General features: G+C 39.6%; 14 protein-coding genes. 8 read left to right on the top strand and 6 right to left on the bottom strand.

The features are described 5' to 3' along the window. Positions 1-76: 76 nt before the first annotated feature. The gene (locus tag L2735_RS07810) at positions 77-901 is read right to left on the bottom strand and encodes a mechanosensitive ion channel family protein (protein WP_248984161.1); all 825 of its coding nucleotides are present in this window, start codon (positions 899-901) and stop codon (positions 77-79) included. A gap of 266 nt (positions 902-1,167) precedes the next feature. Continuing rightward, the gene (locus L2735_RS07805; RefSeq protein ID WP_248984160.1) at positions 1,168-2,541 is read right to left on the bottom strand and encodes an ATP-binding protein; all 1,374 of its coding nucleotides are present in this window, start codon (positions 2,539-2,541) and stop codon (positions 1,168-1,170) included. Between the two features lie 790 nt (positions 2,542-3,331). On the opposite strand from L2735_RS07805, the gene L2735_RS07800 reads away from it, so the two are divergent. The 3 genes from L2735_RS07800 (at position 3,332) to L2735_RS07790 (ending at position 5,814) form a co-directional block, all read left to right on the top strand. Continuing rightward, positions 3,332-4,321, top strand: coding sequence for a cytochrome-c peroxidase (locus L2735_RS07800; protein WP_248984159.1), 990 nt, complete (start codon positions 3,332-3,334; stop codon positions 4,319-4,321). Between the two features lie 227 nt (positions 4,322-4,548). Then, a complete protein-coding gene (locus L2735_RS07795) occupies positions 4,549-5,217 on the top strand; it encodes a cupin domain-containing protein (RefSeq protein ID WP_248984158.1) in 669 nt (222 codons plus the stop codon). A 192-nt stretch (positions 5,218-5,409) separates the two neighbouring features. Beyond that, complete coding sequence (locus L2735_RS07790) at positions 5,410-5,814, top strand: HopJ type III effector protein (protein WP_283104573.1); 405 nt, start codon at positions 5,410-5,412, stop codon at positions 5,812-5,814. Between the two features lie 138 nt (positions 5,815-5,952). Here the strand turns inward: L2735_RS07790 and L2735_RS07785 are convergent, their stop codons facing one another. After that, the gene (locus L2735_RS07785) at positions 5,953-6,846 is read right to left on the bottom strand and encodes a TolB family protein (RefSeq protein WP_248984157.1); all 894 of its coding nucleotides are present in this window, start codon (positions 6,844-6,846) and stop codon (positions 5,953-5,955) included. A gap of 364 nt (positions 6,847-7,210) precedes the next feature. On the opposite strand from L2735_RS07785, the gene L2735_RS07780 reads away from it, so the two are divergent. Further along, a complete protein-coding gene (locus tag L2735_RS07780; protein ID WP_248984156.1) occupies positions 7,211-7,981 on the top strand; it encodes an outer membrane protein OmpK in 771 nt (256 codons plus the stop codon). Positions 7,982-8,345: 364 nt separating this feature from the next. On the opposite strand, the gene L2735_RS07775 is transcribed toward L2735_RS07780, so the two are convergent. The 3 genes from L2735_RS07775 to L2735_RS07765 all read right to left on the bottom strand — a co-directional run bounded on the left by L2735_RS07775 (position 8,346) and on the right by L2735_RS07765 (position 11,007). Further along, positions 8,346-8,639: a hypothetical protein gene (locus tag L2735_RS07775; protein WP_248984155.1), complete on the bottom strand. Its 294-nt coding sequence runs from the start codon at positions 8,637-8,639 to the stop codon at positions 8,346-8,348. A 143-nt stretch (positions 8,640-8,782) separates the two neighbouring features. Beyond that, positions 8,783-9,823 carry an IS481 family transposase gene (locus tag L2735_RS07770; protein WP_248984154.1) on the bottom strand — a complete coding sequence of 347 codons (1,041 nt, stop codon included), beginning with the start codon at positions 9,821-9,823 and terminating at the stop codon, positions 8,783-8,785. 233 nt (positions 9,824-10,056) lie between these two features. Continuing rightward, on the bottom strand, positions 10,057-11,007 hold the full coding sequence (locus L2735_RS07765) for a LysR family transcriptional regulator (RefSeq protein ID WP_248984153.1): 951 nt from the start codon (positions 11,005-11,007) through the stop codon (positions 10,057-10,059). A 199-nt stretch (positions 11,008-11,206) separates the two neighbouring features. Between L2735_RS07765 and L2735_RS07760 the strand changes: the two genes are divergently transcribed. The 4 genes from L2735_RS07760 to L2735_RS07745 all read left to right on the top strand — a co-directional run bounded on the left by L2735_RS07760 (position 11,207) and on the right by L2735_RS07745 (position 15,152). Next, positions 11,207-11,521 carry an antibiotic biosynthesis monooxygenase family protein gene (locus L2735_RS07760; protein WP_248984152.1) on the top strand — a complete coding sequence of 105 codons (315 nt, stop codon included), beginning with the start codon at positions 11,207-11,209 and terminating at the stop codon, positions 11,519-11,521. A gap of 89 nt (positions 11,522-11,610) precedes the next feature. Next, positions 11,611-13,275 carry an amidohydrolase gene (locus tag L2735_RS07755; protein WP_248984151.1) on the top strand — a complete coding sequence of 555 codons (1,665 nt, stop codon included), beginning with the start codon at positions 11,611-11,613 and terminating at the stop codon, positions 13,273-13,275. 2 nt (positions 13,276-13,277) lie between these two features. Then, positions 13,278-14,351, top strand: a complete 1,074-nt coding sequence (locus L2735_RS07750) for a CobW family GTP-binding protein (RefSeq protein WP_248984150.1) — start codon at positions 13,278-13,280, stop codon at positions 14,349-14,351. Between the two features lie 162 nt (positions 14,352-14,513). Continuing rightward, positions 14,514-15,152: a trimeric intracellular cation channel family protein gene (locus L2735_RS07745; protein WP_248984149.1), complete on the top strand. Its 639-nt coding sequence runs from the start codon at positions 14,514-14,516 to the stop codon at positions 15,150-15,152. Positions 15,153-15,223: the final 71 nt, after the last annotated feature.

Here is a 15,223-nt window from a genome sequence, read left to right as displayed (position 1 = left end):
GGCAAGTTTGCAATGGTATGTATTAAATTTGGCAAGAGTATAGCAAATGCTGTGCTGTTCAAGATATGGCAGTAATTTAATTAATTGCCTCAGCGGTCTCAGAAGTTGACATAGAATAAAATCCTGCCTGTTTAAAGGCATTTAAAACCCGAAAATTAATGTCACTGGCAAACTTTCGCTCTAGCCTGATATCCATCACATAGGCTTTTATCGTTAACTGAATAAGGTGCTCGCCATACTGATAATCAGTAGCAATATTGACGGTAATGGGTTTATCTAAAAAAGTATAAGGTGAGCATTGAGTCGCTTCTTTTGCGAGTTGTATTGCTTTTAAGTGATCAGCTTCAATAGGGAGGTTAAACGTGACTACGACCATTTCATCTAATGCACCGCTATTAGCATTCGACACCGCAGTTTTAAGCGCCTCAGCATTAGGCACCATCACAGTATTATCATCAAATGTTCTAAGCCATGTGACACTCCAATCAAGCTGAATCACTTCACCGTAATGGCCTGAAAGCGTCACCATGTCGCCAACGCGATAAGGCGGGGTAATCATAATGATAAGGCCTGCAATCATGTTTTTAGCAGGCTCTTGGGTCGCTAAACCCAATACAATTCCGATTGAACCAATAACAGCTAAAATCAGATTTTCGTGGGGATCAATAATTTCAGTAATGGTGTAAATGATAACTGTTGCCCATACAAACAGGCGTGCAAAAGGATATAAACGACTCCAGAGTAATCGATATTTGGGTAGTTTTATGGTCAGTTGTTTTAGCACAAACTGCACAATGATCATGATAACCCAAGCAAATATGCAAACCGTAGCGAACGCCAACAATTTATCGAAAGAGATGATATCTAAAATGGCCTGTAGAGCTTTACGAGAATCTTCCATTTACTACTACTCCCTACTGCAAACCGAGCTGATTAAAAGAGATAATATTTAATATGGCTTGTAGTGCTTTACGAGAATCTTCCATTTCCTATTGCTCCTACTGCAAACCGAGCTGATTAACAGAGATAATATTTAATATGGTTTGTAGAATTTTACGAGAATCTTCCATTTACTAGTACTCCCTACTGCAAACTGAGCTGATTAACAGAGATAATATTTAATATGGTTTGTAGAATTTTACGAGAATTTTCCATTTCAATTATTTCCTACAAGTACAATTTATTATGATTTAGCAAGTGATTGGCAATGATGCGGGTTAACGAGGGGGCAATCGCATAATAATGCTGGGCAAAATCTTGTTTAGAGTAATGTGCCTTCAGCAGCCCCTGCCGTGATAAATACTCAAGTTTTAATGAGCTTTGTTCAACGCTGCAAGCAAAGATTTCAGCATGTTGAAATATTCGCAGGCCGCCATGGACGTATAACTCCGCAAGACTGAATAAGTCTTCATCTGAGCATTGTTTGAGTGTAGTGGTATCGGGTGTGCAAATAGGCTGCAAACTTAATGGGTGGTTTCCATCTTCTGCTAATGCATTAAATAACAATATACAGGCAAGCTTACTATGGCCACCACTCACTTGATGTAATTGTTTGCTCAGTTGCTCTACTGCGCTCTTTTCATTTTCATCATCACTATCGAGTGTCAGCTTTAAGCCAATTTGTGCTGTTTTACTTTCAACAATATCTCTAAATTCTAGTGCAGAAAAGTAGTCTAATCTAACGATGATTTTAACGAAGTTAGTGATGGAATATTGCGATGACAAACGATGCCATACATAAGTCTCACAGCCTAATATCCAGCAGTGTTGTTGCCTGGTTTCCATAATGATAGTGGCAAAGGTCACTAAGGCTTGATAATTGCCCATCATTCTCAGCATCAACTTGTGAAGATCATCAATGATAATGATGTGTGACTCTTGCTGATTGATCAGTGAAATAGCCGCGGTAATTGATTTGGGTTCGTCAGTTATATTGAAGCAATAGCAGAGGTTTGCGATAGCTTCTTTAGCTGAGAGCGCTGCATGGTAAAAACTTAAATAAGTCACAGGTTCTGTTTGGTGATATTGATTATGAAACTGATTCAAAAAAGAGCTGACTCCAGAACCAAACGGGCCAATTATCGCGGTCAATTCTCCCTTATTATTTTTCCAACGATTGATAGCATCAACGACTTTTTGTTGCTGAGTGTCACGGCCAATAAAAAGGCTTTTGCTTGCTGAGCTTGTATTTTCAACCTGTGAGCGTGGTTCTTGGTTTTGTTTGCTGAAAGGCTGGGAGGGAGTCGATAGATTATTTGTTAATTTACCGTCTATAACAGATGTACTTGCTTGATTAACTTTAGCTTCTGATTCATCTAGAGACGAGTTAATGGGTTGATTACCAGGTTTTATTGGATTGTATAACAGGCATTTTTCTATTTCTGACTGTATAGGGGTATTACGAGGATACAGTTGGGTGATTTCTTTGAGTGATAACTTGCCTTCAACGCTATCACTATCGGCGCTGACGTTGGTTTGCCCTGAAATGAGGTTTTTAATTGCTTGCCATGCTTTTGAAACGAGAGGGAGTTGAACATCCATTTAGTGGCTACCTTCATTATCGAATCGGTGTTATTTCTAAGCTTGGTTTTAATCAGATTGATTGCATTGAGCTAGATTTGCTTCAGTTTTTAACCATGAGCAACATCAAAAAGATAATTATTCCATTGTTCTATCATAGTGCTAGCTTAACTTAGTCTTAACTCTAGCATATACCCAAACAAGCTGAAGATGCTCGATTTCAGCAAGAATTTACACGCGTTTAGGCAAGGCATTGATTGCGGGTAATGGTTATTCCCTTTTCAAAATCAATAACGCAGCATAAACGCGTGTAAAACTTGCCCTCAGGGAGTTTCACCGTGTTCCCACTACGTTGTTGCGCTAATTTATAAGGTACCTACATTACCGCATTAACGCGCCTAGTATTGAAAACACGGCGAAGCTCTGAAACACGTATCTTCAAGTTGTTTGGGTATAATTAATTTAGCTTAAATTAATCACAGTGATGATTCACAAGACTAAAAGGCGATAAAGTCCAAGTTGATATCGACCTAGCGCTGCTCATCTTTGTAAGGTGTAACTGTGAATGAGGCTTTTTTGATACAAAGTAGTGTGATCTACCTTGGTTGTAATCGGTATTTTTGATACAGCTTCGCTTGCTAATCTGTTATGGGGTTAACCTACCTTATTAGTTATTATTTACAGTGATTTAAGTCTCGTTTTTATCATCCAAATACGCGATAGACCCAATCGAATTTAGTCGCTGTAACTAATAAAAAGTGGAGGATATGATGGCGTTAATTAAACCATACACTCTATAAGGTTATTAGTTATGACAAAGCTAACCTCAGTTGCAATTTTAATTGCATCAATTTTTTCAATCTCTACCTCACAAGCTAGTGAGCCAATCGAAGTGATCAAGCCAGCTGTTATCACTGAGCCTGAAAAAGTTGAACTAGGCAAAATGTTATTTTTTGAACCACGTCTTTCTATGTCTGGTTTCATTTCATGTAACTCTTGTCATAACCTCTCTCTAGGTGGTGTTGATGCTCTGCCAACTTCTATTGGTCATGAGTGGCAAGAAGGGCCAATTAACTCTCCTACTGTATTAAATGCCGAATACATGCTTGCCCAGTTTTGGGATGGCAGAGCAGCTGACTTAAAAGAGCAAGCTGCGGGTCCAATCGATAACCCTAAAGAAATGGGCTACACCCATGAATTGGCTGTAGGCACTATTGCGTCAATGCCTGGATATGTAGAACGTTTTAAAGCGATCTACGGTTCTGATGAAGTGAATATCGACAGAATTACCGACGCAATTGCAGTATTTGAAAAGACGCTAGTCACGCCTAACAGCCCATTCGATAAGTATTTAGAAGGCGACAAAAAAGCCATTACAGCGGATGCTGAAGCCGGTTACCAGTTATTTAAAGATAAAGGCTGTGTAGCTTGTCATAACGGTCCTGCTGTTGGTGGCACCATGTACATGAAAATGGGCTTATTAAAACCATTCCATACTGAAAACCCTGCAGAAGGTCGTAAAGGCGTTACAGGTAAAGAAGCTGATAAGTACGTGTTTAAAGTACCAACGCTGCGTAATATCGAACTTACCTACCCGTACTTCCACGATGGCAGTGTATGGACGCTTGAAGAAGCAGTTAACACTATGGCTGATATTCAATTAGGTCAGAAAATGACTGAAACTGAAACTAAGCAAATGGTTGATTTCTTGAAAAGCTTAACCGGTGACCAGCCACAAATTATGTTACCAATTTTACCACCATCAAATGAGAACACGCCGCGTCCAGTTCCATTTAAATAAGACGTTTGGCTCGCTGTTTTATTGAATGATGAACAGTGAAAGCAGTAATTAGCTTCATCTCCTGATGACTACTCATTGCAATCTCCCTTCCAAAGCCTGTTCAATTTATTGAGCAGGCTTTTTATTTTCTGCTTATTAAACCTATCACACTTTAGGTGCTGACTAGGCTTTAATGGTGTTTCAGCCTATGATGTTGCCATTAAGCAATAACGAAGAGTCGTGGTGCAATGGATACTATCAATATGGATTTCACTCAGCGTGTGGTGATAAACACTCAGCAGCTGAAGTGGGATAAAAGCCCTGCCAAAGGAGTTTGGCGCAAACGACTAGCACGTGAGGAAGCGGAGCGTGGTCATGCAACAAGCATTGTTAAGTACGATGCTGGCGCGAGCTTCTCATCACACCCTCATCCATTAGGCGAAGAGATTTTAGTGTTATCTGGGATCTTCTCAGATGAAACGGGTGATTATCCTGCTGGCACTTATATCCGCAATCCTGAGGGATTCAGTCATGCGCCCTTTAGTGAAAAGGGCTGTGAGTTATTAGTTAAGTTGCATCAATTTTTACCTAGCGATACAGAGCAAGTCAGAGTCGATACTCGAAATACTGATTGGTTACCTGGCCAAGGTGATTTACAAGTGATGCCTTTGCATCAGCACTTAACTGAATCTACCGCTTTAGTGTTTTGGCCAGCAGGTTGCCAATTTCAGCCACATCGTCATTTTGGCGGGGAAGAGATTTACGTGATAAGCGGTGAGTTTATCGATGAGTTAGGTCGCTATCCTGCTGGCAATTGGATCCGCAGTCCACACTTAAGCCAACATAATCCGTACGTTGAACAAGACACTGTGATACTGGTAAAGGTTGGTCACTTGATGGTGGATGATAACAATTAGCGTAGGTTAACATAGCGGCGATTTTAGTCGCTATTTTGATCACTGCAGTGGCAATAAGAAATAGTTTGGAAATAAGAGTTTGTTTCAATTGACCTAAGTTGTTCATGCCTTTAGGGTAATTTAAATTTATTTTTCAGCAGTTTATTTATTGTATTGTCATTTTATATTGGTAAAGAGGATTAAAAACAGGTTATGACACCATCAACATCAACATCAACATCAACATCAACACCAACATCAACATCAACATCAACACCAACACTGACACAGTTTATTGCCGCATTAGCAGATCCAGAACAAATACAGTTTGAACAAACCATGGCAGTTATTGAAGCAAATTATAGTTATACCCCCAGTGCATTTACTAATGGCGCGCAAAACAATGCAGAGGGTGAAAATGCGGGTTCTTGTAAGGTGTTTGCTTTTGGCACTTTACATCAGCTAAATGAGCAACAAACCTTGAGTTTATTTGGTCAGCATTATCGAGATGTAGTGGCCACCCCTGAAGGCAATGACCACCAAAATATCCGTCAATTTATGCAAAATGGTTGGGAGGGGATTAGCTTTTCTCAAGAACCATTAGCGTTAAAAGCATAAAGAGTAAAAGACTTGTTACTAGGGTTTAGTTACTAGGTTTTAGTTACCAGGGCTTTAAAACTAAGCGCTTTATAACTAGGCCCTTTATAACCAGGCGCTATTTTATAAAGAGGGAGGATTTGCCCTCTTTTTATCGACTTAGTCTATCAATGCACTTAGTTTTATTTGATATAAATTACCTCTGCCATTTTCAATTCGAGTAAAGAATAAATACTCGCCGTTAGGGGAGATAATGGGAGTGAATTCATGATCGGCCGTATTCACTTTATCCCCTAAGCTTTTGGCTACAGTCCATTTACCGTTAACACGATTTGATATGTATAAATCGCCTTTACCTTTGCTGTCATCACGATCTTTAATACTAAATACAATCGTGTTCCCGTCTCGAGATACGGCTGAGTCACCAATATTACCATTGAAGCCATAGATATGACTTGGCAAGGGTTTGGGCTTACTAAAACTGTTTCCTTTTGGCTGAGCAACATACATATGGCGGCCATTATCTCTAAAGGAAGGGAAGTAGAGCTCGCCTTTGTCGGTTATCGATGGGTATAAATCTGCCGCATCTGAGTTCACATTAACTAAGTATTCTGGAGTTTGCCACTGACCATTAAGTTTAGTTGAACGCCATAAATTCACCTCTGCTGACTCAGCTTCCCCTTCTGCAATCGGACGCTTAGAGACAAAATAAAGCTGAGTATAGTCAGGACTATAAAAAGGGTCCGCATCTAAATAGTCACCTGATATTGCAAGTGCAGTTGGGTGCTGCCATTCACCCGATACAAACGATGACTGCATCATAGTGCAGTGGCTAAAGTCATCTTTACATCTTGCAAAAATTACCTCATCACCCGTCTTATTGAACACAGTATTAATTTCAAAATGAGCTTTAGTTGAAATAATACCAGGCGCAAACTCTACCGCTTTATCTTTTGCTAACGCTGAATGGTAAGGTGCAGCGTATAACTCCGGTTGCGGAAACAAGGTTGAGATAACTGCTGTGCAAGCCATTAATTTAACGATATTTTTCATCTTTTATTAAACTCCCTTTATATACTTACTCGCCACAGTTCCACGTTAAGTAGCCTAATTTTTGAGTAGAAATTTTGGCAATGGTATTATAAAAAACACAAAATGTGAATCTGAGTTCATATTTTGTTGGTTATATAACTTATTCATTTGGCTTAATTGTCGAATTTAAAATCAGTAGAAAGGGGTTAAAAAAGAAAATAACATTTCGCTTTGCGGGAGCATCTAACGCTTAATTAAGTGTAAACAAAATGTCATAATAGCTGGCGCTGTTTTGTTATGAGAATAATCTCGGCAAAGAGGGGTTTGACTTCTTGCAAACATAACTGTCGGTAATCATTAAATATAACATTTACAAGGATTTAATATGAAACGTTTGCTCGCCCTGATACTGCTTTGTCAGGCTCCATTTGTTGCAGCAAATGAGGCTACTTCAAGTGAGATAGTTCAATGGCAAGACAATAGCCTGTCCTATCTTTATGGTGATAACTTTAAAGTTAATCCTCAAATACAACAAACAATCACTTATGAACACGCTAGTGGTTGGAATATTGGTGATTTATTCATGTTTGTCGACTTCACAAAATACAATGGTGAAGAAGACTTTTTAAATGGTGAAACAGCCTATTATGGCGAATTCTCTCCACGTTTTAGCTTTAGTAAAATGTTAGACAAACCTGTAGAAATAGGTTTTGTAAAAGACGTACTAATTGCGACTACCGTTGAATTTGGTGAAGGTGATGTTGAATCTTTTCTTATTGGCGCAGGGCTTGACTTAGCCGTTCCGGGCTTCGATTTTTTTCAATTAAATATGTACAAAAGAATGCCCGATGGTCGTGATGGTGACACTTGGCAAATAACCCCAACTTGGAAAATGAGCTGGCCTGTGGGCGAGTCAACAATTGTATTTGATGGCTTTATTGATTGGGTTGTCGATTCAGACGGCAGTTACGAGAAAAACTTCCATTTTAATCCGCAGCTTAAATATGATTTAGGTAAACAAGTCGGCATGCGAGAAAGCGCGTTATACGTGGGTATTGAGTATGACTATTGGAAGAATAAATACGGCATTAAAAGCAGCTCAGGCTTTAACACAGATCAAAGCGTGACGAACTTATTGGTGAAATATCACTTTTAATCAGTTCTGATTTAATGACTACAGCATATTGAGTTGAAATACGGATATCGTTTATGCGTATATACCCAAACAACTTGAAGATACGTGTTTCAGAGCTTCACCGTGTTTTCAATACTAGGCGCGTTAATGCGGTAATGTAGGTACCTTATAAATTAGCGCAACAACGTAGTGGGAACACGGTGAAACTCCCTGAGGGCAAGTTTTACACGCGTTTATGCTGCGTTATTGATTTTGAAAAGGGAATAACCATTACCCGCAATCAATGCCTTACCTAAACGCGTGTAAATTCTTGCTGAAATCGAGCATCTTCAGGTTGTTTGGGTATAGGTGCCAAGTGCGGCATAAACGATATTCGCTCTAGCGCTTATTTAGGATCGCGTAAATAGGTTTTACGATGGGGAAATTGCTGATTAAGTTTACTCACATCAGCTAGAGTCGGATCCAATACCTCAGTAGTACCATCATCATTAATCATATATTTATCAACGGTTTTATTAACAAAATCCACCACGAAAACAGAGCCTGTCTCTCGTTGAGCGATTGAAGCATCTCGCTGCTCAGCAGAACAATCATTACATTCGATAACCGCAGCAAAAGTGCTTGATGCCATGAACAAGGAAGCAGCTAAAACACAAGCGGCAAAAGATAAGTTCATCATGACTTTTTTATTGATAGAAAGGTTATTGATAGAAAGGTTATTGGTCGCAACCTGACTCTTAGCTCCATGATTCGTAGCCCTCTGACTATGTAGTAGCTCAGACTTGATCTGACAGTTACCCATTTTTTATGGTGTCTGTCAGCTTAGATTTGAGCTAGATTTTTATCCGCCCAAATCTGTTTCCCATCCAATAATGTTTCAAGTGGCGTTCGACTACAGCACATTTTGCCTTGATGGGTTCGTTCATTGTTGTAGTAATTTATCCATTCGTCTAGATCTTTTTGCAACATGTCTAAATTATCGTATAGCTTTTTTCGGAAAGTGACTTGATAAAACTCATTCAAAATTGTCTTATGGAACCGCTCACAAATACCATTAGTTTGCGGTGACATCGCTTTAGTTTTTGTATGGTCAATATCATTTATTGCTAGATATAACTGGTAGTCATGCTGCTCAACTCGCCCGCAATATTCTGTTCCCCTATCTGTTAATATTCGTAGCATAGGAAGCTCATGCTGTTCGAAATAAGGCAGCACTTTATCGTTGAGCATATCTGCTGCGGTGATCGGGGTTTTCGTCGTATAGAGCTTAGCGAACGCAGTCTTGCTATAAGTATCGACGAAAGTCTGTTGGTAGATCCTACCCACACCTTTTAGATTGCCGACATAGAACGTATCTTGTGAGCCGAGGTAGCCTGGATGATGTGTTTCTATCTCGCCACAAGCTTCATCATCATGTTTTTTCTTTTCAAGAGCGGCAACTTGGGCATCGGTGAGTATGATCCCGTCATTAGCGACCTTGTCCTCTAATGCTTTAAGCCGTTTCTTGAAGTTTTCTAGATTATGGCGAAGCCAAATAGAGCGAACACCACTACCTGACACAAATACACCCAACTTACGCAGTTCATTACTGGTTCTATGTTGGCCATGAGCGGGGAAGTCGATAGCATATTTGAGCACTGACTGCTCGGTCGCTTCGTCAACTCGATTCTTTAGATTAGGTGTTCTACGTGTCTTTTCGATTAAGGCGTCAATACCACCATCTTCAACAAGTTCTTGATAGCGATAAAATGTATCTCTAGAGACACCCATGACTTTACATGCTCGGGATACGTTACCCAGCTCTTCAGCTAAATTGAGTAAACCCGCTTTGTGTTTAATGATTGGATTGTTAGTATGCAACATGAGAGTTACCTTTGGTTTTGATTAAAAGATTCGACACCTTTATCAAAACGGGTAACTCTCACTTTTTCAAGTTGAATGTCAGCTCAAGTCGAGACTAATACAATTCAAGATGGTCACAAGTGTGGATTGGATATCATTCAACGGATCAACAAAAGCCAATTCAATTTGATTGAATTAGATTTTGCTGAAAATGAGCGAGTGACATAACACTTGTTATGTTAGTTATGATTAGTTTAGTGCTTAAGTAGATCGGTAAAATGTTTTGTATATTCATCTACAGCCATCAAAATTGATTTTTTAATCGGCATTAATGGTTTGGAGTGTGGATTCCACAGCGCAAAAGGAAATTTTAGACCTTGTTTGAGTTGTTCAAGATCCATCATTTGTAAATGTTCGGTGGCATAAGATGATTCACTTAAGACTTTAGGCAACCATGCCCAACAGTTATCGTCTTGTAGCATTTTTATGATTAAAGCCACTTGGTCTACTTCTTCATGAATCGCTGATAATACGACTTTATCTTTCAAATTTTCTTGTGAAAAAGCGCTTAATACATATTGTCTGCTTTTTCGCAGCTCGGTTAACGCCATTTCAGGCGTGACATTAGCTAGAAGGCCTTCTTTCTTTACAAAAGGCATGAACTCAATATAACCGATAAGACTTGAGTCCATATCGAACATACCCTTACCGTGATGCACATTGGCAATACCAAAATGGATGCTTCCTTCTTTTATTTCTTTTTCTAGCTCCGCTTTATTTTTGATTAAAAAATTGACTTTCATACTGGGGAAGTCATTCGTTAATTGGCGACGAATTATCTGTAACAAACCAAGCGGTATCATACTAGAGTAACCAAAAGAGATAGACTCCAACCCGCCATAGGCAAGGCTTAAGGCCATTTTATCGAAGATTTTTGATTGTTCTATTATCGACTTGGCGTAGTGGTACAATAAATGAGCTTCTTCTGTAGGTTCTACATATCTTCCTTCCCGCACCATTAATTCAACGGCAAGCGTATCTTCTAGGTTTGTGATTACCTGTCCGGTTGTGGTGCGATGCTTATTAAGTTTTGTTGCAGCTTTACTAAAAGAGCGTTCTTCATAAACCGCAACAAACGCTATTAATTGCTCGAGACTAAAATTCATTAATGTAGTTCTAAAAGTATTGTTGTTAGAGTTATTCAATATATCACTTTAATGTGGGTATTTATACGCAATGTAATCAGTGCGTTAACAGTATTTAAAGTCAAGATTAGCTACTTTTGTTATTTCCCCAGTAAACCTTGTGACGAAGTGAGAACCGCGTCCTCACTTAGCGAGGAGGTCAATTCAGTTTTCCCCTATAAACTAACACCTAATTCAACCAACTTAGAGGTAGTTCGATATGAGTTTTCACTCTTTTATGATGCTTACAGTGGCAGATGATAACAATGCAGAACTAATAAAAATCTGGAAAGAAAGACGCTGCATTGAAGAAGCTGCAGAGACGATAGCAGGATTTAAATATGGAGAAGTATTAGCTTCCGATGAAGATCCCCGTGTGACTTATATTCACTGTTGTTGGGAAAAAGAGTCTTGCTATCAAGCGTGGCTAGATAGTCCCCTACGAAACAAGCAAATTGAAGATTTAACGCCGATTGCCAATGTACTAGAGATTAAAAATATTTTACTGACCAGCAAGCATTTAGTTGAGGTTTAGCTTTAGCTTAGCGGTTTAACTGATTGACTTTACGCAAATAAAAAATTGTAACTTAACGAAAATAAAGAAATACAAATAGGATAAAGGCTATGACAAACAAAAAAGTAACCGTATTTACAGCAAAAAAAGTGCTAACAATGGATCCAGGCCGCCCAGAAGTTGAAGCTGTCGCCGTTTTAGATGGCAAAGTATTATCAACAGGTACCATTGACTCAATGTCTCCTTGGCTAGCTCAATATGACTGGGAAGTTGATAACTCTTTTGAAAACAAAGTGATTATGCCAGGTTTCATCGAACCGCATTCTCATTGCTGGATGTCTTCTGGCTTTATGTCATTGAACTTTATTGGACCATTAGCGTGGCCAGGAAGAAATGGCATGAATAAACCGCTGAAAAACTGTGAAGAAATTTTAGACTTTCTACGCAAAGCAGATAAAGAAGAAAAAGACCCAACGGCACCCTTGATTGCTTGGGGTTACGATGAAGCAAAACAAGGTGGCGGTGTATTAGAACGTGACGTATTGGATAAGATTAGTTCAACTCGTCCAATCTACCTTATTTCTTGGGCACCACACTTGATTTATATGAATACGCCTGCGATTGAGTTGTCTAATATTCCTCAACATAGCAATGACCCTCATATTAAATTTTATGAAGATGGTCGCTTAAAGGGCATTGTTACCGAGCCAGAGGCTTGTAGCCATGCACTTATTCCTATCATGCAGACAATTTCAGAGGCAAGTGGTGTCCCTGGTCTTAAATTCATGGCTGATATTGCCAACCGAGCTGGCGTGACAACCATTGCCGATTTAATGTTTGGCGTGATTGATTTTGATATTGAGCTTGCAGACCACCAGGCAGCAACGCAAGACGCTGAGTTTCCTGTACGTATACGTCTAACGCCATACGCTGCTGCACTGAATGCTAAGTTTGGTGACGCAGGCCCTCAGTATATGGATACACTTAAGAAGAATGAAACCGATGACCTGTGTTTTGGCGGCATCAAATTCATGAGTGATGGCTCATACCCACTGATGGGTTCACTAGTCGGCTTTCCGGGCTATCTAGATGGCTCAAATGGTCAACCGGGTGATAGTAATTTAGCAAAAATAATGAAGCCATACTGGGACGCAGGATTACAGCTACATTGTCATGCAAATGGTGATTTTGCTATTGACCTGACCTTGGATGCTTTAGCTGAGTTACAAGCAAAACACCCACGCTTTGACCACCGCTTTACGGTAGAGCATTACGCCATGAGTAATCAAATGCAGGCTCGCAGATTGAAAAGCCTAGGCGGAATTGCCAGCGTTAATAATTATTTCTCTCACTTCCGTAGCTTGTTACACAGAGATCATGCTTACGGTCCTGATCGTTCAGAAACTGTGGCACGATTAGGTACACTTGAGAGAGAAGGTGTCACTTTTGCGTTGCACTCTGATTATCCGCAAGTAGTTGTTCCTATGCTGCCTCTAACGGCTGTGTATGCAGCTGTAAATCGTGTTGCAGAGGATGGCGAAACGGTCGTTGCACCCGATGAGTGTATTGGCGTGGAAAGAGCGCTTCGCGCAGTGACGATTGATGCGGCTTATATTCTTGGTTTAGAAACCACCTTGGGTAGCATCGAACAAGGAAAGTTTGCTGACTTTACCGTTCTGGATGAGAACCCATTAGAGGTTGAGTCAAAATCTATCAAAGATATTCCGATTTGGGGCACCGTAAAAGGTGGCGTTAAATTTGAGGCAAAGGATTAATTATGAAGCCACTTGATGATCAAATCTTTAATACAAGCGTGTCTGACTCAGACATTCAGACTAAAACAGAAGAAAGTCGTCGAGCCTTATCAGGCATGTTTTTTGCTGCATTAGCAATGCGAAAACATAAACCTGTGCTAAATAAGAAGTCGCTTCCATTGACTATACTGAGTGGATTTTTAGGGTCAGGTAAAACTACGACCCTAAACCATTTACTTAATACTCCTCATGGTATGAAGCTGGCTGTTTTGGTCAATGATTTTGGTCGTATCAATATTGATGCGGAACTGATTGAGTCAAAAACAGATGAAATGATCAGTTTAACCAACGGCTGCGCATGTTGCGCAGTCTCTGGTGACTTAACCAAAACCTTGATTGAGTTAACTGAAAAAGAAGATGCGCCAGATGCGATCATCATCGAGGCAAGTGGCATTGCTGAACCCAATGGTATTGCACAAGTGGCACTAGTTAATCCTGCTATTTATCTTGACGGTATCATTACAGTTTTAGATGCAGAAACATTATTGTCTCAAGTTGCCACAGAATACACAGCAGGAACCATCTCTAGACAGATGCAGTCTGCAGATATTCTGCTGTTGAATAAACTTGACATTGTTTCTGCAGAAACAAGAGCTGAGGTTATTGAGTACTTGCAAAAGCATTACCCTCAAAAGTCACTACTAGAAAGTGAATTTGGCAAAGTCCCAGCATCAGCAATATTGGGATTATCTGAACCAGGTAAGAAAATGAGAATTTTGCCTGTGGAAGATAAATCACACTCTGATAATTTTGAAAGTATTAGCTTCACTCTATCAAAACCACTTGAGCGAGAAGCATTAAATCAATTTTTTGCTCAGCTTCCCGTCACGGTAATACGTGGAAAAGGGGTATTAGATGTTTTGGATAGCACCGAAAAAACGACCTATCAACGAGTAGGAAGTCGATGGAGTTGCACAAATTCTGGTGCATGGGAAGAGGCTGATAAACGATCAAATATCGTATTTATTGGACAAAAGGGACTGTTAGATCGCGCAAAGTTAGAATCACAACTATTAGCATGCTGTGTGAATAACTAACTTTTCAAGATAATTAAATTTCCCTATTTTATTTGTGGGAATTTTAATAATGTCACTCAGTTTGCTGTAAAATTCACATGTGAAATCACGATGGCATAGCATTTATTCATAAATTGCTTGCCATCTGTGAGCCTTTTATATTTAGTTTACATTGAGATTAACATGTTCAGTTCTTTAACTTTTATTGAATTTTTAACCATCCTTGGTACCGCTGCATTTTCCATATCAGCGGTATTGGCTGTCAACAAACAACAAATTGATATATTTTCAATTATCGTGCTGGGTATTATTTCTGCCGTGGGTGGCGGGACGATTCGAGATTGCTTATTAGACACTCCTATCTTCTGGGCTGAAGATATCTCTTACATATATATAGCCATTGTTGCAGCTATTATTGGCTTTTATTCACGCTCTTTATTGACACGAAAATGGATAACAAAAGCATACCTTTATATTGATGCGTTTGCGGTTGCCATGTTTTGTATCCAAGGTACTGAAAAGGCTTGGTCGTTTGGCTTTGGACTGCCTATAGCGCCTATTATTCTGGGTACGATGACAGCGGTAGGTGGTGGAATTATTCGAGACTTGCTTTTACAAAGACCTTCTTTGATTTTGTCCCGAGAGTTGTATGCTATCCCTATTGCGCTAGGAGGAACCGTGCATGCAATGACATTAGCTTACGCTCCTGAATATAAGGGAGTCAGTGCCGTTGTTGCTTCAGCATTAATCATCTATTTACGCCATCTTGTTATCAAAAATAACTTAGTGGTACCGAATTGGGCTGTCATTAACCCGAAATAATTATTCGGGTTATTGATTAAGGTGTTATTGACTAGCTTGCTAAACTTGCTGCTTTAAAGTTTGGTCAATAA

The organism is Shewanella olleyana, assembly GCF_023283825.1.
Lineage (GTDB): Bacteria > Pseudomonadota > Gammaproteobacteria > Enterobacterales > Shewanellaceae > Shewanella > Shewanella olleyana.
This window is presented reverse-complemented; position numbering and strand designations above follow the sequence as displayed.

Bases quoted from the DNA above. Each gene is read 5' to 3' on its own strand.
- L2735_RS07810 (WP_248984161.1), bottom strand. From the start codon at position 901: ATGGAAGATTCTCGTAAAGCTCTACAGGCCATTTTAGATATCATCTCT.
- L2735_RS07805 (WP_248984160.1), bottom strand. From the start codon at position 2,541: ATGGATGTTCAACTCCCTCTCGTTTCAAAAGCATGGCAAGCAATTAAA.
- L2735_RS07800 (WP_248984159.1), top strand. From the start codon at position 3,332: ATGACAAAGCTAACCTCAGTTGCAATTTTAATTGCATCAATTTTTTCA.
- L2735_RS07795 (WP_248984158.1), top strand. From the start codon at position 4,549: ATGGATACTATCAATATGGATTTCACTCAGCGTGTGGTGATAAACACT.
- L2735_RS07790 (WP_283104573.1), top strand. From the start codon at position 5,410: ATGACACCATCAACATCAACATCAACATCAACATCAACACCAACATCA.
- L2735_RS07785 (WP_248984157.1), bottom strand. From the start codon at position 6,846: ATGAAAAATATCGTTAAATTAATGGCTTGCACAGCAGTTATCTCAACC.
- L2735_RS07780 (WP_248984156.1), top strand. From the start codon at position 7,211: ATGAAACGTTTGCTCGCCCTGATACTGCTTTGTCAGGCTCCATTTGTT.
- L2735_RS07775 (WP_248984155.1), bottom strand. From the start codon at position 8,639: ATGATGAACTTATCTTTTGCCGCTTGTGTTTTAGCTGCTTCCTTGTTC.
- L2735_RS07770 (WP_248984154.1), bottom strand. From the start codon at position 9,823: ATGTTGCATACTAACAATCCAATCATTAAACACAAAGCGGGTTTACTC.
- L2735_RS07760 (WP_248984152.1), top strand. From the start codon at position 11,207: ATGAGTTTTCACTCTTTTATGATGCTTACAGTGGCAGATGATAACAAT.
- L2735_RS07755 (WP_248984151.1), top strand. From the start codon at position 11,611: ATGACAAACAAAAAAGTAACCGTATTTACAGCAAAAAAAGTGCTAACA.
- L2735_RS07750 (WP_248984150.1), top strand. From the start codon at position 13,278: ATGAAGCCACTTGATGATCAAATCTTTAATACAAGCGTGTCTGACTCA.
- L2735_RS07745 (WP_248984149.1), top strand. From the start codon at position 14,514: ATGTTCAGTTCTTTAACTTTTATTGAATTTTTAACCATCCTTGGTACC.